This window comes from Bradyrhizobium sp. Ken01 (assembly GCF_055807355.1).
Window position 1 is genome coordinate 121,178 of the sequence record NZ_JBVVPC010000014.1, and the last position, 21,673, is coordinate 142,850.

Annotated in this window: 19 protein-coding genes; 13 read left to right on the top strand and 6 right to left on the bottom strand. The window is 65.0% G+C overall.

Annotated features, from left to right (window positions below; translation table 11 throughout):
* Window positions 1–45 precede the first annotated feature (45 nt).
* From AC0L3S_RS16290 to AC0L3S_RS16315, 6 genes are all read left to right on the top strand, one after another.
* Window positions 46–2,709, top strand: a complete 2,664-nt coding sequence (locus tag AC0L3S_RS16290; RefSeq protein ID WP_473279844.1) for a bifunctional diguanylate cyclase/phosphodiesterase — start codon at window positions 46–48, stop codon at window positions 2,707–2,709.
* A gap of 345 nt (window positions 2,710–3,054) precedes the next feature.
* A complete protein-coding gene (locus tag AC0L3S_RS16295; protein ID WP_473279846.1) occupies window positions 3,055–4,026 on the top strand; it encodes a helix-turn-helix domain-containing protein in 972 nt (323 codons plus the stop codon).
* 98 nt (window positions 4,027–4,124) lie between these two features.
* Window positions 4,125–4,415 (top strand): hypothetical protein, encoded by a 291-nt coding sequence (locus AC0L3S_RS16300; protein WP_473279849.1) that lies wholly within the window; start codon window positions 4,125–4,127, stop codon window positions 4,413–4,415.
* Window positions 4,416–4,519: 104 nt separating this feature from the next.
* Window positions 4,520–5,725 (top strand): NAD(P)/FAD-dependent oxidoreductase, encoded by a 1,206-nt coding sequence (locus AC0L3S_RS16305; RefSeq protein WP_473264169.1) that lies wholly within the window; start codon window positions 4,520–4,522, stop codon window positions 5,723–5,725.
* A gap of 93 nt (window positions 5,726–5,818) precedes the next feature.
* A complete protein-coding gene (locus AC0L3S_RS16310; RefSeq protein ID WP_473279851.1) occupies window positions 5,819–6,736 on the top strand; it encodes an MBL fold metallo-hydrolase in 918 nt (305 codons plus the stop codon).
* Between the two features lie 201 nt (window positions 6,737–6,937).
* Window positions 6,938–7,297, top strand: a complete 360-nt coding sequence (locus AC0L3S_RS16315; RefSeq protein ID WP_473264167.1) for a hypothetical protein — start codon at window positions 6,938–6,940, stop codon at window positions 7,295–7,297.
* Window positions 7,298–7,368: 71 nt separating this feature from the next.
* Here the strand turns inward: AC0L3S_RS16315 and AC0L3S_RS16320 are convergent, their stop codons facing one another.
* Complete coding sequence (locus tag AC0L3S_RS16320) at window positions 7,369–7,491, bottom strand: hypothetical protein (RefSeq protein ID WP_018456612.1); 123 nt, start codon at window positions 7,489–7,491, stop codon at window positions 7,369–7,371.
* A 96-nt stretch (window positions 7,492–7,587) separates the two neighbouring features.
* On the bottom strand, window positions 7,588–7,764 hold the full coding sequence (locus AC0L3S_RS16325; RefSeq protein WP_157642977.1) for a hypothetical protein: 177 nt from the start codon (window positions 7,762–7,764) through the stop codon (window positions 7,588–7,590).
* A gap of 139 nt (window positions 7,765–7,903) precedes the next feature.
* Between AC0L3S_RS16325 and AC0L3S_RS16330 the strand changes: the two genes are divergently transcribed.
* The 3 genes from AC0L3S_RS16330 to AC0L3S_RS16340 all read left to right on the top strand — a co-directional run bounded on the left by AC0L3S_RS16330 (window position 7,904) and on the right by AC0L3S_RS16340 (window position 10,492).
* Window positions 7,904–8,035, top strand: coding sequence for a hypothetical protein (locus tag AC0L3S_RS16330; RefSeq protein ID WP_473264166.1), 132 nt, complete (start codon window positions 7,904–7,906; stop codon window positions 8,033–8,035).
* 122 nt (window positions 8,036–8,157) lie between these two features.
* Complete coding sequence (locus AC0L3S_RS16335; RefSeq protein WP_473279853.1) at window positions 8,158–9,282, top strand: lactonase family protein; 1,125 nt, start codon at window positions 8,158–8,160, stop codon at window positions 9,280–9,282.
* A 322-nt stretch (window positions 9,283–9,604) separates the two neighbouring features.
* The gene (locus AC0L3S_RS16340; protein WP_473279855.1) at window positions 9,605–10,492 is read left to right on the top strand and encodes an efflux RND transporter periplasmic adaptor subunit; all 888 of its coding nucleotides are present in this window, start codon (window positions 9,605–9,607) and stop codon (window positions 10,490–10,492) included.
* Between the two features lie 167 nt (window positions 10,493–10,659).
* Here AC0L3S_RS16340 and AC0L3S_RS16345 read toward each other — a convergent pair whose 3' ends face one another.
* On the bottom strand, window positions 10,660–11,508 hold the full coding sequence (locus AC0L3S_RS16345; protein ID WP_473279857.1) for a caspase family protein: 849 nt from the start codon (window positions 11,506–11,508) through the stop codon (window positions 10,660–10,662).
* A 425-nt stretch (window positions 11,509–11,933) separates the two neighbouring features.
* Between AC0L3S_RS16345 and AC0L3S_RS16350 the strand changes: the two genes are divergently transcribed.
* From AC0L3S_RS16350 to AC0L3S_RS16360, 3 genes are all read left to right on the top strand, one after another.
* Window positions 11,934–13,661 carry a hypothetical protein gene (locus AC0L3S_RS16350; RefSeq protein ID WP_473279859.1) on the top strand — a complete coding sequence of 576 codons (1,728 nt, stop codon included), beginning with the start codon at window positions 11,934–11,936 and terminating at the stop codon, window positions 13,659–13,661.
* Window positions 13,662–13,827: 166 nt separating this feature from the next.
* Complete coding sequence (locus tag AC0L3S_RS16355) at window positions 13,828–14,568, top strand: thermonuclease family protein (protein WP_473279861.1); 741 nt, start codon at window positions 13,828–13,830, stop codon at window positions 14,566–14,568.
* 107 nt (window positions 14,569–14,675) lie between these two features.
* The gene (locus AC0L3S_RS16360) at window positions 14,676–15,863 is read left to right on the top strand and encodes a pyridoxal-phosphate-dependent aminotransferase family protein (protein ID WP_473279864.1); all 1,188 of its coding nucleotides are present in this window, start codon (window positions 14,676–14,678) and stop codon (window positions 15,861–15,863) included.
* A 109-nt stretch (window positions 15,864–15,972) separates the two neighbouring features.
* Here the strand turns inward: AC0L3S_RS16360 and AC0L3S_RS16365 are convergent, their stop codons facing one another.
* Both AC0L3S_RS16365 and AC0L3S_RS16370 read right to left on the bottom strand, forming a co-directional pair.
* The gene (locus tag AC0L3S_RS16365; protein ID WP_473279867.1) at window positions 15,973–17,079 is read right to left on the bottom strand and encodes a hypothetical protein; all 1,107 of its coding nucleotides are present in this window, start codon (window positions 17,077–17,079) and stop codon (window positions 15,973–15,975) included.
* Entirely contained in the window at window positions 17,079–18,515 is a 1,437-nt protein-coding gene (locus AC0L3S_RS16370) for an MBOAT family O-acyltransferase (RefSeq protein ID WP_473279869.1), read from the bottom strand. Before AC0L3S_RS16370 ends, AC0L3S_RS16365 begins: the two co-directional genes overlap by 1 nt.
* 147 nt (window positions 18,516–18,662) lie before the next feature.
* On the opposite strand from AC0L3S_RS16370, the gene AC0L3S_RS16375 reads away from it, so the two are divergent.
* A complete protein-coding gene (locus AC0L3S_RS16375; RefSeq protein WP_473264157.1) occupies window positions 18,663–20,768 on the top strand; it encodes a S9 family peptidase in 2,106 nt (701 codons plus the stop codon).
* A gap of 166 nt (window positions 20,769–20,934) precedes the next feature.
* On the opposite strand, the gene AC0L3S_RS16380 is transcribed toward AC0L3S_RS16375, so the two are convergent.
* The gene (locus tag AC0L3S_RS16380) at window positions 20,935–21,654 is read right to left on the bottom strand and encodes a ribonuclease activity regulator RraA (protein WP_473264156.1); all 720 of its coding nucleotides are present in this window, start codon (window positions 21,652–21,654) and stop codon (window positions 20,935–20,937) included.
* Window positions 21,655–21,673: the final 19 nt, after the last annotated feature.

The following is a 21,673-nucleotide window of genomic DNA, read 5'->3' on the forward strand; positions in this document are numbered from 1 at the left end:
GCTCTTGTCGGTTTTGCCGCATCTTGCATCCCACGGGAGGGCTGCATGGGCACATCGATCCGATGGAGCGCGCGCATGCGCGCGTTGCTGCGCCGTTGGCGCGGCGCGCCGCTGACATGGCTGATCGCAGGCGGCTTCGTGCTGATGGCCGCAATGGCTGTGGGCACCGCGCTCACCGTCGACCGCTTTCGGCAGAATGCAATCGAGAGCGGCCGTGACAGCGTGGAGAGCGCGGTCCGGTTGCTCGCCCGCCATTTCGACCGCGAGTTCGAGGACTTCGCGGTGCTGCAGAAGAGCATCATCGCCGAGCTCGAAAGCCATGGCATCGAATCCGCCGATGTCTTCCGCAGCGAGATGGGCACGCTCGCCGTGCACGAAGTGCTGCGCGCCAAGGCCAGCGGCTGGTCGGACGTCGCCGGCGCCAACGTGTTCGACGCCAGGGGCGTGCTGATCAACTCGTCGCGGCGCTGGCCGGTCGCCGATGTTTCGGTCGCCGACCGCGGCTATTTCAATCGCCTCAAGAACGATCCGGCTTCGCAGGAAGAGGTCGAGGTCGTGCCCGGACGGCTGGGCAGCGGACCGGCCATCGTGTTCGCGCGCCGCGTCTCCGGTCCCCACGGCGAATTCCTCGGATTGGTCTCGCGTGCGATCGCGCCGGACCAGCTCGAATCCTTCTTCGCCTCGAGCGGACTCGGCGAGGATTTCTCGATCGCGATGCATCACCAGAACGGCCAGTTGCTCGCGCGCATTCCGCATGTCGACGCGATGATCGGGCAGAACTTCCGCAACGGCACGCCCGAGCAGATGGCAGTGTTCGAGCGCACCTTCGTCACGACTCAGCTCGCAAGCCCGATCGACGGCAAGGATCGCATCGTCGCCGCGCGCCTCCTGACCGGCGAGCCGCTGGTCGTGGTCGCGACCAAGTCGCTGGACGCGACGCTGGCCACATGGCACACGCAAACCAAATTCTTCGTGACCGTTGCCGTGCTCTCGATCGGCCTGCTCGTGCTGACGCTCTATTTCATCTTCCGCCAGATGACGCGCCGGCTCGCCGTGGAGAAGCAGCAGCTCGACACCGCGATGAACACGATGACGCAGGGCCTCCTGATGTTCGACCAGGACGAGCGGCTGATCGTCTGCAACCGGCGCTACATCGAGATGTATGGGCTATCCGCCGATGTGGTGAAGCCCGGCACTTATTTCCGCCAAGTGATCCAGCACCGCCATGACACCGGCTCGTTCCACGGCGATGTCGATTCCTATTGCGACAGCATTTTGGGCAATGCCGGGGAGACGCAGAGCACGATCGTCGAGACCTCCGATGGCCGCCTGATCGAGATCAAGAACCAGCCCGGCGCCGCCGGCGGCTGGCTCGCGACCCATGACGACGTCACCGAGCGCATTCGCGCCGACGAGCGCATCGCCCATATGGCGCATTACGACGCGCTGACCGACCTGCCCAACCGCGTGCTGATGCGCGGCCATCTGGAGCGGCGCGTCGCGGAGCTTGCCCAGGGCAAGCCGTTCGCGATCCTCTATATCGACGTCGACGAGTTCAAGGGCGTCAACGATTCGCTCGGACACGAGGTCGGCGACGAGCTGCTGCGCCAGGTCGCGAACCGCCTGCGCGCCTGCGTCAGCGGCAACGACATGGTCGCACGGCTGGGCGGCGACGAATTCGCCATCGTCAAGGCCGGCACAAGCGATGAGGCCGCGCTGACGGCGCTCGCCGAGCAGATCCTGAAGGCGCTGCGCGCGCCCGTGGATTGCAACGGCCAGGAAATTCCGACCGATGCCAGCATCGGCATCGCGATCGCACCCGACCACGGCGACAATCTCGACGATCTGCTCAAGCGCGCGGATCTCGCGATGTATGCGGCGAAATCCGAGGGTCGCCGCACCTTCCGCGTCTTCGCGCCCGAATACGACGCCAAGGCGCGGCTGCGCCGCCAGCTCGAGTTCGATCTGCGCCAAGCGCTGGCTCGCGGCGAATTCGAGGTGCACTACCAGCCGCTGGTCGATCTCGCGGCCAACGTCGTCACCGGCTGCGAAGCGCTGCTGCGCTGGCACCATCCGGAACGCGGCATGGTGTCGCCCGCCGACTTCATCCCGGTCGCGGAAGAGACCGGATTGATAGGCGAGATCGGCGAATGGGTGCTGAGGCAGGCCTGCCTCGAGGCCGCCTCCTGGCCCGGCCAGATCCAGATCGCTGTCAACGTCTCACCGGTGCAGTTCCGCTCGCGGACACTGGCGCTCAAGGTCGCAGCCGCGCTCGCCGAGTCGGGTCTCGCGCCCGGACGGCTCGAGCTCGAGATCACCGAGACCGTCCTGATCCGCGACGACCAGGAGGCGCTGACGATCCTGCAGCAGCTGCGCGAACTCGGGGTGCGCATCGCGCTCGACGATTTCGGCACCGGCTATTCGTCCCTGAGCTATTTGCATCGTTTCCCGTTCGACAAGATCAAGATCGACCGCAGCTTCATCAGCGACATCGGCGAACCCGAAGATTCCTCGCCGATCGTACAGGCGGTGGTGCACATGGCCGCCGCCCGCCACATGGCGACGACCGCCGAAGGCGTCGAGACCGAAGCGCAGCGCGCGGTGCTGCTCGAGCTCGGATGCAGCCAGATGCAGGGCTGGCTGTTCAGCCCTGCCGTGCCGGCGGCGAAGTTGAAGCAGCTGTTGTCGGCACAGGCGGCCGCGGCCTAGCGGCGCCCCGGTCGTCCCAGCCCCTCCGTTTGGAGGACTGTGTCGCGGAATCGGACAAGGCTTGTCCGCTTCGAGGTTCGGCCGTCCCGCGCCACAGGCGTGCCCGATCGCGACATCGATGTGACGGCCGTGTGGCGGCCCGCCCCCCCTTTTTTCACAGGCACTTCTCCTCCACTCCCGCCCGCCGTGCGTTCGCGAAAGCGCGGGCCGGCTTGGAGCAGGATCGGACAAAGCATGCCGGGTTCAGGAAATACGCACCGCAACCGCGGCGCATAGAACACGCGCCGTTCCGTACAAATGCGGACGACTGATCAAAAGCCCGAGCTGATCAGCAGGAGCCACATCATGACCGGGAACACTGCACTCATGTGCAATCCCTCGCACAAGGGCTTGCCGCCCGCACCCGACGCACAGCCCGACGCACAGCCCGACGACCGCTCGACGTCCGAGCGGCGCGCCGCCGACGCGGAGATGGCGCGCGTGCTCAGGACCCAGCCGTTTCGCATGGCGCTGGACTCCTCCGGTGCGGGTATCGCGCACTGGAAGCACGATCCGCTGCACGACGTCGTCGAGCCCATGCGCCACCACGTGATCATGGCGCATAAGGGCGTGATGCAGCGCATGGAGCGGCGGTCGGGAAAGTCGATCGCAATCGGCACGTTTCGTTCGGGGGTCGTGAACATCGTTCCGGAAGGGTCGAGCTCCCGATGGGACATTCCGAAGCCCGTCGACGTCGTGCAGCTTTACCTTCCCGACGCAACGCTGCAGCGCGTGGCCGGCGAGGCCGGGACCGCCGGGCCGGCCGAATTGATTGAGCGAACGGCGCATCCCGACACGATCACGTCCCGACTGCTCCTGAGCGCGGCGGATTCGCTGGAGGGCCATGGCGTCCTAGATGCGCTGTTCCGGCATCAACTCACGGATCTTCTGGCCACGCGCCTTTTGGCTGCGCATGCGGGATCGCCGACCACGTTCCAGCCGACCATGGGCGGGCTGGCGCCGAAGGTCCTGCTCCGTGCGATCGAACGATTGCGCTCCGATAGCGAAGCGGACGTCTCGCTCGATGCGCTGGCGTCCGATGCCGGACTGTCGCGCTTTCATTTCTGCCGGTCCTTCAAGGAGAGCACGGGGCTGTCGCCGCATGCCTGGCTGCGCCAGCACCGGCTCGAGCAGGCCATGAACATGCTGCGGGAGAGCGATGAAACGATCGTCTCGGTCGCCGCGGCGCTTGGCTATTCCTCGCAGACCGCCTTCGCCGCGGCATTCAAGAAGCTGACGGGCGAGACGCCGAGCGATTGGCGCAGGCGCATGCGTTAGCAGCAATCTCTCGACAGCGACGGCAATCGCGCTGGGGCAACGGCAAATCGGGTCGGCTACATCATCTCCATGTCCAGACCAATCGAGGGAGACCAAAGATGACCTGGAAAAATTTCGTCAGCCGACGGCTGATGTCGTCACGCCGCCGAAGCCTCGCGACCGCGACCTTGTACGGACTCTCGCTGGCCGTTCGCTTCACGTCGGCGACGGGCGAGGAGGTGGAAATTCCGGCTTACACCATGCACCCGGCACAACCGCCCGTTTCCATCATGATCCGAAATGGCCCCGGCCTCCCCTATCAGGACTGGAATCGAAGTGAGCTGCAGCCCGTCGTCCTAGGCTACGGCCGACCGCCGAGATCGCTGCCAGCACGCTGCATCGCGCCTTAAGGCCAGCGATCCAACTCACCCCCACGCCCCGACGCCGGACGCTGAACTCAACGCAGCAGCGCGGTCGCGCGCGGTCTTTCGAAAAGCAACAAAGGAGAGAATCCATGCGACTCATCATCATCGGTGCCGGCTTCGCCGGCATGTACGCCGCCCTTTCCGCAGCCCGGCTGCGCGACATCCGCGGCGTCTCGCCGCAAGATCTGCAGATCGCGCTCGTCTCACCGGAGCCGACGCTGGTGGTCCGTCCGCGGCTCTACGAGCCGAAGCCGGAAACCCTGACGGCCCCGCTGCTCGAGGTCCTCGAAGCGATCGACGTCGACTACATCCAGGGCAGCGCCGAGACGATCAACACCGAGGCCCGAACGGTGCAGATCACGCCATCGAAGGGCGCGCGAAAGGCCTTGTCCTACGACCGCCTCGTCGTGACCACCGGCAGCCGGCTGTTCCGTCCGAACATTCCGGGCCTCGCGGAGCACGGCTTCAGCGTCGATTCGCTCGACGATGCCGTAGCGCTCGACAAGCACCTGCATGGCCTCACGAAGCGGCCCGCCGCGAACGGACGCGACACGGTCGTCGTCGCCGGCGGCGGCTTCACCGGGATCGAGGCGGCCACCGAAATGCCGGCGCGGCTGCGCGAAATCCTGGGCCCCAATGCCAGCACTCGCGTCGTCATCGTCGATCGCAACACTGCGATCGCACCCGACATGGGTGCAGGCGCCCGCCCCGTCATCGAGGAAGCCTTGCGCAAGGTTGGCGTCGAGACAAGGCTCGGTGCCGGCGTCGCCGCGCTCGATGAGACCGGTGTCACCTTGTCCAGCGGTGAGCACATTGAAACCGAGACGGTGATCTGGGCGGCGGGCATGCGTGCAGCGCCGCTGACCGCCCAGATTCCCGCCGAGCGCGACAATTTCGGACGGTTGCTGGTCGATCGCTGCTTGCAGGTGTCAGGCGTTCAGGGTGTCTTCGCGGCCGGCGACGCAGCACGCGCCGCCTGCGACGACGAGGGCAATTACGCACTGATGTCGTGCCAGCACGCCACGCGAATGGGCGCCTTTGCCGGCAACAATGCCGCGGCCGAATTGCTCGGCGTTCCGACCAGGCCCTACCACCAGAAGGCCTACGTCACCTGCCTGGACCTCGGCGAAGCCGGCGCGCTGTTCACACGCGGATGGGAGCGCAAGGTCGAGCTGGTCGGCGACGTCGCCAAGAAGACCAAGCGTGAGATCAACACCGTCTGGATCTATCCGCCGAAGGCGGAGCGCGCCCTCGCGCTCGCGTCGGCCGATCCGGAACGGGTGACCGAAGTCTAGCGCACCAAGCGATCACGGGCTGCGCTCTCCCCCGGCGGCGCGGCCTGCTCAACCACCAGCGGGAAGCCTCTATCTTTGAAACAGGAGACCAACATGAATCTGCACAACACCTCATATCCCGTGTCGTCGGGACCCGAAGAGCTCGTTCCGTCGCGCTACGCGCTGAAGATCGGCGAGATCGACGTGCTGGTGGTCAGCGACGGCGTGCTGCCGCTGCCGACCAAGATGCTCGCGCACAACGCCGACCCGGCGGTGCGGGCGACCTGGCTGCACGACATGTTCCTGCCGCAGGACGCTTTCGACTGGGCGCTGAACGCCGTCATGGTCCGCAGCGGCGGCAAGACCATCCTCATCGACGCCGGACTGGGCTCGGACCCGAACCTGAACTTGCCGCGCGCCGGGCAGTTGATCAGGCGACTGGCAGCCGCCGGCATCGATCTCGCGGCGGTGACCGATCTGGTGTTGACCCATCTGCACATGGACCACATTGGCGGCCTGCTGGTCGACGGCGTGAAGCAGCAGCTGCGGAAGGACCTGCGGATCCACGTCGCGGCCGCCGAGGTCAAATTCTGGGAAAAGCCTGATTTCTCCCGCACCGCCATGCCGGAAGGGTTTCCGGACGCGCTTCGATCGACCGCCAAGCAGTTCCTGAAGGAGTACGGCCCTCAGCTGCAGCTGTTCGATGACGAGCAAGAGATTGCGCCAGGCGTCGTCGCCCGTCGCACCGGCGGTCACACCCCGGGACACAGCGTGGTTCGCATGGCGGCCGGCGACGACGCGCTGACATTCGCCGGCGATGCCGTGTTTGCCGTCGGGTTCGAGCAACCCGACTGGCACAACGGTTTCGAGCACGACCCCGAGGAGGCCGCGCGCGTTCGCGTTCGTCTGTTGCGACAGCTTGCCGAGACCGGCGAAATGCTGGTGGCCACGCACCTGCCATTTCCGTCCGTGGGCCGCGTAGCAGCCGACGGCGACGCCTTCCGTTGGGTGCCGGCGTTCTGGGACTACTGACCGCTTGCCGGGCTAGAGCCGAAGCAGGGCGCGGACCCGATAAGTCCGCGCCCTTGAAAATAGGATCAAACATCGACCCTCGCGGTTGCCCTGCTGAGACGGCTGGAACCCGATCAGCGGGCGCCAGCCAGCATTGCGTCACGTGCAGCGCAGGCGGCTCCTCGTCTGCGCTCGTGCGCGCGCGGGATCGAGCGAGGCGACATGGCGATCGTGGCATTCAGGATGATCACTCTCGTAGCGGTTGCTGTCATGATCGGCCCATCCGTGGAGGCCCGCGACGACGGTCGCTACGCGAACTCTCCCCTCAAGGGCTGGTTCGAGAGCCTGCACAGCAAGGGCGGCGGTCCGTGCTGTGCCGACGCCGATGGCACGGCGCTGGACGATGTCGACTGGGACACGAGCAACGGACATTATCGCGTCAGGCTCCTGGGCGACTGGATCGAGGTGCCCGACGACACCGTGATCACCGAGCCAAACCGCGCCGGCCGCACCATGGTCTGGCCGTATTATGTCAACGGCCGCGCCATGATCCGCTGCTTCATGCCCGGCAGCATGACTTGAGATTTTAAGTTCTGATGTCCCGGGCGCGGCGCAGCATGCAACGATGCGCCGTTGAACCGGACGGTGCGGGCTCACTTGACCTGCTTGGCCGCGTGGATCTCGACGAACTCTGAGTCGGGATGGGCGACGATGGTGGCGAACATGATGCCACTGATGATGAGCGACCAGGCGGTGTCCCAATAAATCCAAAACACGTGCCAGCCTCCGTTTCGATCTGCTCCGCCCGCGGGATCAGGGTAACGGCAAGGCGAGGCTGCCGTTCCCGGCGCCTGTGCGGCGCGGCCGAGGTGCTATTTTGGTTTGGTCGGCGCGGAGTTGGGATCGGTTTGGCCGGTGTGGCGCTTTGCCACGACGTCCTCGTCGCGCTCGCCCTGACGCGGGCGCGGCGGCGACTTGGGCTGGCCGGCCTGACCGCCATGCTTGCCGCCCATGTCGGGCTTACCTTCAAGATCGTTTTCACGGGGCATGCCGGTTCAATGCGCTCGCGCGGCATTGGTTCGGTTCGCCTGTGAACGAGTTCATAGGATCGCCGCGATTTGCAGTGCACGATCGCCAGGCCCGCCCCTCGCGAGCATTCTCATTCATATGACTGACGGATACGGCCTGATGCGGAAGCCACTCGTCGCCTGGACGATCCTGACCTGCGCGCTGCTCGCGGTCACCGTGTGGACCGTGCTCGGGCCGCCCCACATCCCGCCCGGGCCCCATCTGCCCTCCCGCACAGCGGCGATACGGTAGATCTCCCACCGATACCATTTCGGCATCGATTGATCCCAATTGGAGTTTGGTGCGGCGGGGCGGCTGCCGCTATCCTCGCCGGCAAAACGACAAATGCCGCACCGGCATCCAGGAGGACCCCCATGGTGAGATCGACCCGACGCATCAGATCCGGCGTACCACGTGCCGCGATCGCCACCACACTTGCTTTCCTCACTCTCGTTTCTGGAGTCCGCGCCGGCATGGCCGAGACCTTCGCCTATGTCGGCAACGCCGACAGCAACGACATCAGCGTGTTCAAGATGGCCGAGAGCGGCGAGATGACGCCCGTGCAGACGGCTACCTTCCCCGGCGTCGAAAAGCCGGGGTCCTCGACACCGCTCGCGATCACGCCCGATCATCGCGTGCTGATCGCCGGTGTCCGCTCGCAGCCGTTCGTTGCGGTGAGCTTTGCGATCGATCCCAAGACGGGCCAGCTCAGCCATATCGGCAACGGCCCGCTCGCCGACAGCATGGCCAATATCGCCATCGACCGTAGCGGCAAATTCCTGTTCAGCGCCTCCTATGGCGGCAACAAGGTTGCGCTGAATCCGCTGCTTGCCAATGGCGTCGTGGGCGAGCCGAAGCAGGTGATCCCGACCGGGCTGAACGCGCACGCCTTCCTGCCCTCGCCCGACAACCGCTTCGCGTTCGCGACCAATCTCGGCTCCGACCAGATCCTGGCCTTCGCGTTCGACGCCGCGACCGGCACGCTCACGCCGAGCGATCCGCCGGCTCACAAGGTGCCGGAGAAATCGGGGCCGCGGCATTTCGTATTCCACCCCAACGGCAAGTTCGTCTATCTCCTCCACGAACTAAACGGCGACGTCGCGGCGTTCGCCTATGAGGCGAAAGGCGGCGCATGGGACGAGATCCAGCGCACCAGCGCTTTGCCCGAAGGATTTACCGGAAAGGCCTGGGCCGCCGACATCCACGTCACCCCCGACGGCCGATTTCTCTATGCCTCCGAGCGCACCACCAGCACGCTCACCGCCTACAAGGTCAATGCGACGACCGGCAAGCTCACCACGATCGGCAGCGTGCCGACCGAGAAGCAACCACGCGGCTTTCACATCGATCCCGGCGGGCGCTACCTCGCCGCGGTCGGCGAGCTCTCCGACAGCATGACCGTCTATGCGATCGACCAGAGCAGCGGGGCACTCGCCAAGCTGAAATCCTACGCCACCGGCAAGAAGCCGAACTGGGTGGAGTTCTTGAGCCTGCCGTGAGGGGGCTCCCTTTGGAGGCTGCGTGATGAGTTCGGCCTGCATGGTTCGAGACGCCCACTCTGGCGGGCTCCTCACCATGAGGGTCTGACATCTCGCCGCGAAGCATGACCTCATCCTGAGGGCCCGCCGCAGGCGGGCGTCTCGAAGGATGGCCGCAGGGACGGAGGGAGACGGCGAACCTTGGCGCCGGTCCCGTAGACTAATTCAACGGGCGGCATCGCGCCGCCCGTGCGGCTGCGGCATTCTCATCCGGCCGGCCCATGGTCCGCCGCGGTTGCTTCTGCTAACGATGAGGCCGTCAAGGCCCCAACCGGAATGACCCATGCGTTCATTGCCTGCGCGTTCTGTTTCCAGACATCTCGTTGCGCTCGCCGGACTGCTTTTGCTGTCCGCCCAGCCCGCTGCCGCCGCCGATGACGACGCGCCCAAGGGGCCGGCGGTCACGGTGCTGAAGGTTGCAAAATCCTGTTTCTCCGACATCGTCGAGGGCACCGGCACCATCCTCGCGCGCGAGGCAAGCTCGGTGCGGCCGGAGCGGCCCGGCCTGAAGGTGACGGAGGTGCTGGCGGAAGCCGGCGACACCACCACCGCAGGCCAGGTGCTGGCGCGGCTGGCACTGCCCGAGGGCGGCACCCTTCAGGTCACCGCGCCCGTCGCAGGCGTGATCGCGACCTCGACCGCCCAGATCGGCAACCTCGCCTCCGCCAAGGGCGAGGCGCTGTTCACGATCGTGGCGCGCAGCGAGTACGATCTCGTCGCCCTCGTCGCGACCAGCGATATGCGCAAGCTCGCGGTCAACCAGGTGGCGACCGTGCGCATTGCCGGCGCCGGCGATATCGACGGCAAGGTGCGCCGCATCGGCCCGACGGTCGAGCCGAACATCCAGCAGGGCATGGTCTATATCGGCATCTCCTCGCAGAAACGCCTGTTGCTGAACGCGAGCGGCCGCGCGCTGATCAAGTCGGGGCAGAGCTGCAACGTCGCGGTGCCGCTGACATCGGTGCAGTATTCCTCCGCGGGCACCGTCGTGCAGGTGATCCGCCGCAATCGCGTCGAGACCAAGCGGGTCGAGGTCGGACTGATGTCGGGCGGCAATATCGAGATCCGCGACGGCCTCAACGAAGGCGATATCGTCGTCGCCCGCGCCGGCGCGCTGCTGCGCGAAGGCGATCCGGTGCGCACGGTGATGGCCGCGGAAGCAGCGAAGTAGGGTTGGCTCGTGTCCCGGACGCGCTGCAGCGTGTAACGCTGCCGCGCAGAGCCGGGACCCATCTCCCGTCCAAGCGGCAACCTAAAAAACTGGGCCCCGGCTCAGCGTCGCATCATTGCATGATGCGCCGCGTCCGGGGCACGAGACTTCGCAGAACCTAGGAAAAACTAGCCGCCGGCTTCGCCGAAATGGACGTCCTCGAGCAGCGAGGAAGAGACGGTCGGGACCTGGTCGCCTTCGCTGGCGCGGGAGATGGCAAGGCGGGTCTTGTTGAAGACGCTCTCGGCGCTGCCCTGCGCATTGAGGTTGTTGAGGAACTCGCCGACCAGCACGCTGTGCTCGCCCTTGCCGTCGTCGACGACCTTGCCGGGCGAAGCCGAGGAGAGGATCAGCGCATTGTCGGTCGCGCTGATCGGCGCGAGGCCGTGGCTGTAGGAACGGAAGCGGCGCTCATAGGGATTGCGGCGGGAGGCGTCGACCACGACGAGCTTGGCCTTGGCGCCCTGCTCCTTCATCATGTCGAGCACGCCCTCGATGGAGACGCCCTGGCGGCGGACATCGTTTTCCTTCCAGATCACGGCATCGACCGGCAGCATGTAGCTCTCGCGGCCGGCCTGCACGCCGTAGCCGCCGAAGAACAGCATGACGACGGTGTCGCGCTTGATCCGGGACTTCAGGCGATTGACGGCGCGGACCATGTCGTCCTTGGTCGCGTCTTCCACCATGTCGACGTCAAAACCGTTCTTGCGCAGCGACGAGGACAGCGCGCGGGCGTCGTTGATCGACTGCGTCAGCGGCGCATTGGCGTCGGGGTAGTGCCCATTGCCGATGACGAGGGCGAGACGCGAGGCCTGACCGATCGAGCCGGTGACCTGGTCGGTCGAAACGGCCTTGGCGGCATCGAGCGTACGCATATTGAGAGCAGCATGGGCGCCGATCACGAGCGACACCGTGCCGATGAGGGCTGCGGCCACCGCGATCGTGCGTCGGGAAATATCGAGCTGCGTTACATTCATCTCGCGTCATTCCTGTCAGTGCCAAAGACCAGCCAAGCACGCGCACACTGTTTGAGTAGCGCGATAGCGTCTTTGGGTTTGAGGGATTGGCCGGGGGTGTGCCCCCGAATTGCGCGCAATTTGCGGCGCCGCACCAAACAAAGCCTTAACCGGATATCGCCTCCCCGGCAATAGATCTCCGAAAATTTGATCTAAGTCTCTGGAAACATGAGCTAATTCGCACCGCCCAATGTGTGATTTTTTTGCGTCTCCGTAGCCTTCCGGGGGCTGATTATGCAGGCTTCGTGCCGGCTTTTTCTGTGACTGTCATCACATTTGTATTTCCTGCGAATCCGGGTAGCTTTTTCAACGACTTGCAGGGGGTGGTACGCGGCTGGGAGCGTGCCGGCCGGCCCCCCGGCCAATTCCCGCGACCAGGTTATTTCATGAGCTTTCAATATTTTGCCGGCGCCGCCTGCCGGGCGCTGACGGCGCGGAAGGACGGCCCCTCGCTTTACGATGTCTGCGATCCCGTCTTGTCTGTTGCGGCCAGCGGCGATCCGCATCTGGCCAAGTTCTACAAGACCGCGCTCGGCAATCCCGCATTGCGGGTGCTGCTCCGCCGGGCGGGACTGCCCGAGCTGCGCGACGAAGGGAAGCTGGCCCGGCTGCGCGAAGTGCTGGTGCGCGCCCGCGACGAGGCCGAGCCCGATTGGGCGGCGGTCGGCCAGCCGGTCGCCGATCTCGTCGACAGCATCACGCTGGATCATCCCAAGCCGCCGCCGGCCATGTTCACCGGCGCCATGCCGCAACAATCGCAGATCGACGGCGTGATCCGCGACTGCGCGCAGCATCTGCTGGGCTCCTACCGCAAAAATGGCTTTCTGCCGACCTACGCCGCGTTCAACCTGATCGGCGATCCCGATTTCCGCGGGCGCGAGCTGACCATGGCGCTCACCGGCCTCAACGCGCGTGGCTACAAGAACTCATCGCTGCTGTTCAACCTCGCCCGCGTCTTCATCGCACGATCGCCGGCGCGCGCCGTCGTCAATCCGCCTTGGCGAGGGGTTGCCGAACCGATGTGGGAGCCGGTGCAGATCCGCCACCGCTCGGCCTATTACGACGCGTTCTTCATCGAGGCGCTGTTGAGCTACGCCGAGACCGGTCTGGCCTCGTCCGCCGACAAGATGGCGGCGGAGCGCGCGGTCGCGGACATGGTCGATTTCTGCGTCAACATCAGCCGCGAAGAGGTCGAGGGCCTCGACGGGGCGCGGTTCAACGTCATCACCGCGCTCGCGCCCGCACCGCATCCGCGCTTCTCGCGCTACTTCGCCCAGATCAAGCAGGACCTCGGTTTCGGCGTCTACGTGCCGGATTGCGACACCACGGCGTGTTCGATCTCCGCGGCGACCCAGGCCGGCTGCACCGATCCGATCCTCGACCAGCCGCTGCTGGATTTCTATGCAGGCTATCAGGTGCGCGCCGGCGTCAACGAACCGCGCGTGACCGTGCCGATCAACGACAATATCGACTATGAGGGCGGGGTCGCGACCTGGATCGACAACCTCAAGGGCGAGCGCCCCTACGGCAACGATCTCGATCCGACGCTCAATCTCGACATTCTCGAGGTCAGCTTCCGCAACCTCGCACGCTGGAAAGTCTTGGAGACGCCGGCGCGGCTTGCCACCGTGCAGCGCATCATCGGCTTCCAGAAGCGGCTGGCGGCGAGCGGCGCCTTCGCCAATCCGCGCTCGCACATCTATTATTTGCCGGAGCTCTACAGCGCCTATTTCGGCCGCTGCTACGCCGCCTTCCTGGCGCTGCCGCTGGCGGCGCAGGCGATCATCGATCCCGACGGCGATTTCGATTTCATCCGCCACCGCGTGCTCTCCTACGTCAAGGGCGAGCTGATGGCCGCCGAGATGAACGTGTTCGACGCAGCGCTCGCCCTGATCGCGCTCGGCCATCTCGGCGCCGACCCGCGCGCCTTTGCGCCGGCGCTGAACGTGATCGTCGCGAGCCTCGGCGAAGGCGGCCGCCGCGGCCCGTTCCGCGCCTATGAATGGAACAAGATGAAGACGCCGACGAGGATCCTTGTGGGCGGCCCGGAGGTCACGTCGGCGTTCGTGCTGATGGGGCTGGCGGTCGCCAAGCGGGCAATGACGCGGGGATAGGTTTCGTAGAGTGGGTCAGCGAAGCGTAACCCACCACTTCTGCCGCCGTGGAGACGAAAGATGACGGGAAGTTGAAAGCCCAACTGCCAGGCATATGCTGGCCGGGCGGACAAAAGCCGACCACAATTGCGAGGTCTATCGCAATTTTCATCACACGCGGACCGGCATGTTGCGAAAATTCCTGATTGCGCTGTCATTGCTTGGCTTCTCCCTGCCCGGCTTGCCATCGTCGGCTGAGGCCGCCGACATCGCGGGCACCGCGAAGGTTCGCGCCGGCGACGCCGTGATGATCGGCAACACGCGGATCAGGCTCGGCGGCATCGACGCGCCCGCGGTCGACCAGCTCTGCCTCAACAACAAGGGCGAGCGCTGGACCTGCGGCATCGCTGCCCGCGACGAGCTCGCCAAATACGCCGACGGCAAGAGCTGGGTCTGCCATGCGAGGTCGATCGACCGGCGCGGCCGCACCGTGGCGCGCTGCGACGTCGGCGGCGAGGATATCCAGAAATGGCTGGTGCGCACAGGCTGGGCGCTGGCCTACACCCGCATGTCGCACGACTACGAGGCGGACGAGAAGGCCGCGCGGGAGGCCAAGGCCGGCATGTGGCAGGGCGCCTTCATCGCGCCTTGGGACTGGCGCGTGCGCAACAAGAAGACCACCATCCTCGGCGCCACCAAGCCGCCCGACGGCGCGCATGCGATCCTGCTCGCTTCGGCCTCGGGCCCGGTCGCGCCCTCGCCGGACTGCACCATCAAGGGCAACGTCAACTCCGCCGGCGAATGCATCTATCACCGGCCGACCAGCCGCTGGTATGCGCAGATCAAGATGAAGATCAGCAAGGGCACGCGCTGGTTCTGCTCGGTGGAGGAAGCCGAAGATGCGGGCTGCCGCGAGACTAAGAGATAACCCACGTCAGACCTGCGTTTTCCGGTCTTTTCTTGCACCGCAGCGCCGCGTAAAAGTGTGAATCAGCGACCCACCATCCTGTTCTCAGGCAACAAGGACCAACTGCAATGACCGTTCGCGCGGGCCGGGAATTTCTGGCCATCCCCGGGCCCACCAATATGCCCGACGAGGTGCTGCGGGCGATGCATCGTCCGGCGATCGACATCTACTCCAAGCAGATGACCGATCTGACCGAGAGCCTGCTCAGCGACATCTCGAAATTGTTTGCGACCAAGGGCAAGTCCTACATCTACATCGCCAACGGTCACGGCGCCTGGGAAGCGGCGCTGAGCAACGTGCTGTCGCGCGGCGACAAGGTGCTGGTGCTCGAAAGCGGACGGTTCGCGATCGGCTGGGGCCATGCGGCTTCCTTGATGGGCGCCGAGGTCGAAGTGCTCAAGGGCGACTGGCGCCGCGCGGTACGGCCGCACGAGGTCGAGGAGCGCCTGCGCCGCGACAAGGAGCACACCATCAAGGCCGTCGTCGTCGTCCAGGTCGACACCGCCTCCGGCGTGCAGAACGACATCGAGGCGATCGGCAAGGCGATCAAGGCAAGCGGCCATCCGGCGCTGTACATGGTCGACACCGTGGCCTCGCTCGGCTGCATGCCGTTCGAGATGGACAAATGGGGCATCGACGTCGCGATGTCGGGCTCGCAAAAGGGCCTGATGACGCCGCCCGGCCTCGGCTTCGTCACGGCCAATGCGCGTGCGCTCGAGGTGCACAAGAAGGCCAACATGGCGACGCCCTATTGGAGCTGGAGCGAGCGCGAAGGCAGCGAGCATTATCGCAAATATGCCGGCACCGCGCCGGTCCATCTGCTGTTCGCGCTGCGCCAGGCGATCGACCTGCTGCACGAGGAAGGGCTGGAGAACGCCTTCCGCCGCCACAGCCTGCTCGGCGAAGCCGCGCGTCGCGCGGTCGGCGCGTGGTCGGAAGGCCAGGTGCTCGGCTTCAACATCGCGGAAGCCAGCGAGCGTTCCAACACCGTGACCACGGTGACCATGAGCAACGGCCACGACCCGGCAGTGCTGCAACGCTATTGCAAGGAGAAATGCGGCGTGGTGCTCGGCAACGGCATCGGCGACCTCACCGGAAAGGCCTTCCGCATCGCCCATATGGGTCACGTCAACGCGCCGATGCTGCTCGGCACGTTGGGCGTGATCGAGGTCGGGCTGAACGCGCTGAAGATCCCGCACGGCAAGGGCGGGCTTGAGGCAGCGGTCGCGTATCTCGGCGAAGAGGTGGCGGTGTAAAGCGCCCGTCCGAATTCCGCTGTCGTCCCGGACAAGCGAAGCTCCTGGCAACGCGGAGCGTTGTCCAGGACGGAGCGCAGATCCGGGACGACAGTTGAGTTTGCCGCGGCTACTGCGGCATCCGATACGCCTCGATCTGCGCCTTCAGCTCGTTCAGCGGCGCCAGCGGCGCCTTCAGATCGACCCGGTATTCCCCGCTCGCCAGCCACGACAACACCTTCGCATCGATCACCGGCGAATGGTGGATGACATCAGCGTAATTGTTGAGATCGTGCGTCACCTGCTTGATCGCGCGGAAATCATGCAGGCGTACATTTGCAAGCTGCGTCAGGCGTTCCGCGATGCGCGCCGTGAGATCGGTGACGATCTTCAGCGTCGCCGGCGAAGCGTCGCGCATCGCGACGAATTGCAGGATCGAATAGGGCGGGAAGTAGATGTCGAAGGTCACGTCCGGATGGCGCGCGATCAGGTCGACGGCATCATGCTCGAAATGCCGAACCATCGCGTCGTAACGATAGCCTTCGCCGAGAAAACGGCTGCGCACGGGATCGGTGATATAGGCGAAGGCCGCGAGCGTCCTTTTGGCATTATAGGCGCGCGCAACGTCGGCATCCCGCGACAGCGCATAGATGTCGTCGACGTCTTCAAGCGCGAACTTGACGGGCAGATAAGGCGCGGCCCGGGTCAGCGGCTCTCGCAGCGGCGGAACCGACCGCAGCAATGCGAACAGGGATTCCTTCGCCATCGCCGCGCTGAACAGATAGGACGCGATGCCTTTTGCCCTCCCGCGATAGAGATCGGCGGAGAGATAAGGATCGCTCTCGATATCGGCCGCATCGACAAAGATAAAATCGTCCATCGCCCAGATCACGCGCCTTGCGCCGCGATCGATGGCCTGCTCGAGCACAAAACCCTGCTGGCGCGAATTGGATCCGGTCATCGCCAGCTTGAGCGAGTGCACGCCAAGCGCATGGTCGATGTCGCTCTGGCGGAAATGGATCGCGAGCGAGGTGCCCATGAACGCGGTGTCGAACGACTGGCTGCGGATCAGCCCGGCATTCTGCACGCGCGTGTCATCGGAATAGAACGGCGCGACGAGGCGCGAGGGGCGAAACAGCTGCAGGGGATCGACGACATAGGTGAGCGCAGCCGCGCCCAGCACGCACGCGATGCTCGCGAGGAGAAGTCGCCCTGGATGTGTGAACGCGCCTCGCATCAGAACCGGAAATAGATGAATTCGCTGTGGCTCTGGATACCCAAAATCCCAAACGCAAGCACCAGCGACGCGCCATAGAGGACCAGCGGCCGCATCCGTCCGGTCATCAGGCCGTCGCCGACCGTGCGATTGGCATGATCGTACCCCATGATTCCTTGCGTGTTCGGCGCGAGCCACACCAGCGCGGCATAAATTGCGACCATCACCGACGCCGCAATCTCTTCGCGGCCGAACACGATATTCGAGGGATCGGCCATCGCATTCAGAATCCGCATGGCCCAATCGACCCGTTCGGCACGGAAGAAGACCCAGGCGACAACGACGGCGAGGAATGTCAGCACGGCCCCGGCGACGCGAGTTGGGCGCGCGAGCAACTTCGGAACATTCGGCAACAACGCGTTGAAAGCGTGATTGACGCAGAGATAGGCGCCATGCAGCGCGCCCCAAATGACAAAGGTCCAGGCCGCGCCATGCCAGAGCCCGCCGAGTAGCATCGTGATCAGCAGATTGACGTAACGGAGCACGCGGCCGCGCCTGTTGCCCCCGAGCGGGATGTAGAGATAGTCGCGCAGGAAGTGCGACAGCGTCATGTGCCAGCGCCGCCAGAACTCCACGATGCTGGTGGCCTTGTACGGCGAGTTAAAATTGATCGGCAGGAAGATGCCGAACATCAGCGATATCCCGATCGCCATGTCGGAATAGCCGGAGAAGTCGAAATAGAGCTGGAACGTGTAGGCAAGCGCGCCAAGCCAGGCCTGGTCGAAGCTCGGCGCGCGCGCATCGAAGGCGAGCGCGACCAGCGGCTGGATGCCGTCGGCGAGGCACGTCTTCTTGAACAGGCCGATTGCGAAGATGATGATTCCGCACAGGATCAGATGCGCATGCGGATGCTTGGTTTCCTCCCGTTCGAATTGCGGGATCATGTCCTTGTGGTGAAGGATCGGCCCCGCGATCAGATGCGGAAAGTATGTCACGAACAGCGCGTAGTGCGGCAGCGCGTAGGCCGCCACCTGCCCGCGCCAGGCGTCAACCAGGAACGCGATCTGGGTGAATGTGTAGAAGGAGATGCCGACCGGCAGCAGGATGTGGACCGCAAAGTGCGTCCCGGTGAGCGCGTTGATGTTCTCGGTGACGAAGCCGGCATATTTGAAGATGCCGAGCACGAGGAGATCGCCGGCGACGCCGAGGGCCAGTGCCGCCTTTCGTTGCGACGGAGCAAGCTTCGCCACGATGAGGAGGTGGCCCATGCCGTAGTTGAAGGCGATCGATATCAGCAACAGGGCGACGAATTGCCAATTGCCGATGGCATAGAAGGCGACCGACGCCACCGCCAGCCAGATCACCGGTGCCAGATTGCTGCACCGCCCGAGCCAGAAATAGCCAGCCAGCGCGGCCGGCAGGAACAGCAGGATGAACGGGTAGGAATTGAACAGCATCAGGCTGGACCGGCGGCGGGACTAAAGACCCGGCCCCTAAAGCATACAAGCGGCCGGTCAACAACCCGGCAACGGGCCCGCAGCGATGCTGGCAATCCACGGAATCGGGACGATATAAAGTGAAACACGCATCTGAATGAGGATCGAGTGACACAAGCCAAAACACCTTCCCAGCCCCCCGTCGCGCCGCGCCGGCCGCATTCGTTCACGCGGCACGGGATCACCGTGACCGACGACTATGCCTGGCTGAAGGACGAGAAATGGCAGGAGGTGCTGCGCGATCCCGCGGTGCTCGATCCCGACATCCGCAGATATCTCGACGCAGAAAATGACTACACCGAGAGCCTGCTTGGCCATACCGCGGCCCTCCAGAAGACGCTGGTGCGCGAGATGCGGGGGCGGATCAAGGAGGACGATTCCAGCGTGCCGTCGCCGGATGGTCCCTTCGCCTATTTCCGCAAGTTCCGCGAAGGCGGCCAGCACGAGCTGTTCGGCCGCATGCCGCGCGATGGCGGCGAAGGCCACATCGTGCTCGACGGCGATGCGCTCGCCAAGGACCACACCTATTTCAAATTCGGCGGCAGCCGGCACTCGAACGACCACAGGCTGCAGGCCTGGAGCGCCGACACCAAAGGCTCGGAGTATTTCTCCATCCGCGTGCGCGACTGGGCGACCGGAAACGACCTTGACGACGTCGTCGAGGAGACCGACGGCGGCGTGGTCTGGAGCAAGGACGCCACGTCGTTCTTCTACGTGAAGCTCGACGACAATCATCGCCCGATGCAGGTGTGGCGGCACAAGCTCGGCACTGGGCAGGCCGACGACACGCTGGTCTACGAAGAGCAGGATTCCGGCTGGTTCACCCATTTGCACGAGAGCACCAGCGGCCGCTTCTGCGTGATCGCGGGCGGCGACCACGAGACCTCGGAACAGCGGCTGATCGACCTCGCCCATCCCGACGCACCGCCGCGCCTTGTCGCGGCACGCGAGGAAGGCGTGCAATATTCGCTCGCCGACCGTGGCGACGAACTGTTCATCCTCACCAACGCCGACGACGCGATCGACTTCAAGATCGTCACCGCGCCGCTCGCTTCCCCCGAGCGCAGGAACTGGCGCGATCTGATCCCGTATCGCCCGGGCATCTATATCATCGACCTCGATCTCTATGCCAGCCACATGGTGCGGCTGGAGCGCGCCAATGCGCTGCCGTCGATCGTGATCCGCGACCTCGCGACCAAGGAGGAGCACGCCATCGCGTTCGACGAGGCGGCCTATTCGCTGGATACAATGGGCTCCTATGAATTCGAGACGACGAATTTGCGTTTCGCCTATTCGTCGATGACGACGCCGTCGGAAGTCTATGATTACGACATGGTCAAGCGGACGCGCACCCTGCGCAAGCGGCAGGAGATTCCGTCCGGCCACAATGCGGCCGACTACGTCACGACGCGCATCATGGCGAAGGCGCATGACGGGGCCGAGGTGCCGGTCTCGATCCTCCATCGGCGCGGGCTTACGCTCGACGGCGCGGCGCCGCTTCTGCTCTACGGCTACGGCTCCTATGGCATGGCGATGCCGGCCTCGTTCAGCGCCAACCGGCTGTCGCTGGTCGATCGCGGCTTCATCTACGCCATCGCCCATATCCGCGGCGGCGCCGACAAGGGCTGGGGCTGGTATCTCGACGGCAAGCGCGAGAAGAAGACGAATTCGTTCGACGATTTCTCAGCCAGCGCCCGCGCGCTGATCGACGCGAAATACACCAGCGCAAAACGCATCGTCGGCCACGGCGGCTCGGCCGGCGGCATGCTGATGGGGGCGGTCGCCAACCGCGCCGGTGAATTGTTCGCCGGCATCGTCGCCGAAGTGCCGTTCGTCGACGTGCTCAACACCATGCTCGACGACACGCTGCCGCTGACGCCGCCGGAATGGCCGGAATGGGGCAACCCGATCGAGAGCGAGAAGGATTTCCGCACCATCCTGTCGTATTCGCCCTACGACAACGTCGCGGCGAAAGACTATCCCGCGATCCTGGCGATGGGTGGCCTGACCGATCCGCGCGTCACCTATTGGGAGCCCGCCAAATGGATCGCACGCCTGCGCGCGACTATGAGCGACGGCGGCCCGGTGCTACTCCGCACCAACATGGGCGCCGGCCACGGCGGCGCCTCGGGACGCTTCAACCGGCTGGATGAAGTCGCGATCGTCTATGCGTTCGCGCTCTGGGCGGCGGGGATGGCGGAGGCCGGGGTGTAGGCCACGCTCTCCCTGGTCGTCCTGGCGAAAGCCAGGACCCATGCCAGGTGATCTATCCGATAAAGCTCGGTATCAGTACCGCGCGAAAAGACGACTACTCCCTGGGGTGATGGGTCCTGGCATTCGCCAGGACGACGACAGAGATTGTGGGACGAGTTGCCGGCCTTTACCTTCCGTTCGCCTTCCGCCATGCGGCGAAGTCGGTCAGCGTCTGCGGGTCCGTCGCGGGATAGAGACCGAAAATGCCGCGGCCCCTGTTGACTTCCTCGGTGACGAAGTCCTCGAACGCGGTCATCTCGAAGGTCTCGTTGGCGATCTCGTCAGCGAGATGCGCGGGAATTACGATCACGCCGTCGCTGTCGCCGAGAATGACGTCGCCGGGAAACACCGGCGCATCGCCGCAGCCAATGGGAACGTTGATCTCGATGGCGTGATGCAGCGTCAGATTCGTCGGCGCGCTCGGGCGGTGGTGGTAGGCGGGGATACCGAGCTTGGCGATCTCGGCCGAGTCGCGAAAGCCGCCGTCAGTGACGACACCGGCGACACCGCGCTTCATCAGCCGCGTGACCAGGATTGCGCCGGCGGAAGCGGCGCGTGCGTCCTTGCGGCTGTCCATCACCAGCACGCTGCCAGCCGGGCAATCCTCGACCGCCTTGCGCTGCGGATGGGAGCGGTCCTTAAAGACCTCGATGGTGTTGAGGTCCTCGCGGGCCGGCATATAGCGCAGCGTGAAGGCTTCACCGACCATCGTCGGCTGGCCGGCGCTGAGCGGGTGCACGTCCTGGATCATCTGGATGCGCAGGCCGCGCTTGAACAGCGCGGTTGCGACCGTGGCGGTGGAAACGGATTTGAGCTTGGTGCGGGTGGCTTCACTGAGTTTTGTCATTGCATTGGCTCTCTCTTTT

Bases quoted from the DNA above. Each gene is read 5' to 3' on its own strand.
- AC0L3S_RS16290 (WP_473279844.1), top strand. From the start codon at position 46: ATGGGCACATCGATCCGATGGAGCGCGCGCATGCGCGCGTTGCTGCGC.
- AC0L3S_RS16300 (WP_473279849.1), top strand. From the start codon at position 4,125: ATGACCTGGAAAAATTTCGTCAGCCGACGGCTGATGTCGTCACGCCGC.
- AC0L3S_RS16335 (WP_473279853.1), top strand. From the start codon at position 8,158: ATGGTGAGATCGACCCGACGCATCAGATCCGGCGTACCACGTGCCGCG.
- AC0L3S_RS16295 (WP_473279846.1), top strand. From the start codon at position 3,055: ATGACCGGGAACACTGCACTCATGTGCAATCCCTCGCACAAGGGCTTG.
- AC0L3S_RS16325 (WP_157642977.1), bottom strand. From the start codon at position 7,764: ATGCCCCGTGAAAACGATCTTGAAGGTAAGCCCGACATGGGCGGCAAG.
- AC0L3S_RS16350 (WP_473279859.1), top strand. From the start codon at position 11,934: ATGAGCTTTCAATATTTTGCCGGCGCCGCCTGCCGGGCGCTGACGGCG.
- AC0L3S_RS16310 (WP_473279851.1), top strand. From the start codon at position 5,819: ATGAATCTGCACAACACCTCATATCCCGTGTCGTCGGGACCCGAAGAG.
- AC0L3S_RS16315 (WP_473264167.1), top strand. From the start codon at position 6,938: ATGGCGATCGTGGCATTCAGGATGATCACTCTCGTAGCGGTTGCTGTC.
- AC0L3S_RS16365 (WP_473279867.1), bottom strand. From the start codon at position 17,079: ATGCGAGGCGCGTTCACACATCCAGGGCGACTTCTCCTCGCGAGCATC.
- AC0L3S_RS16330 (WP_473264166.1), top strand. From the start codon at position 7,904: ATGCGGAAGCCACTCGTCGCCTGGACGATCCTGACCTGCGCGCTGCTC.
- AC0L3S_RS16355 (WP_473279861.1), top strand. From the start codon at position 13,828: ATGTTGCGAAAATTCCTGATTGCGCTGTCATTGCTTGGCTTCTCCCTG.
- AC0L3S_RS16340 (WP_473279855.1), top strand. From the start codon at position 9,605: ATGCGTTCATTGCCTGCGCGTTCTGTTTCCAGACATCTCGTTGCGCTC.
- AC0L3S_RS16380 (WP_473264156.1), bottom strand. From the start codon at position 21,654: ATGACAAAACTCAGTGAAGCCACCCGCACCAAGCTCAAATCCGTTTCC.
- AC0L3S_RS16345 (WP_473279857.1), bottom strand. From the start codon at position 11,508: ATGAATGTAACGCAGCTCGATATTTCCCGACGCACGATCGCGGTGGCC.
- AC0L3S_RS16370 (WP_473279869.1), bottom strand. From the start codon at position 18,515: ATGCTGTTCAATTCCTACCCGTTCATCCTGCTGTTCCTGCCGGCCGCG.
- AC0L3S_RS16305 (WP_473264169.1), top strand. From the start codon at position 4,520: ATGCGACTCATCATCATCGGTGCCGGCTTCGCCGGCATGTACGCCGCC.
- AC0L3S_RS16360 (WP_473279864.1), top strand. From the start codon at position 14,676: ATGACCGTTCGCGCGGGCCGGGAATTTCTGGCCATCCCCGGGCCCACC.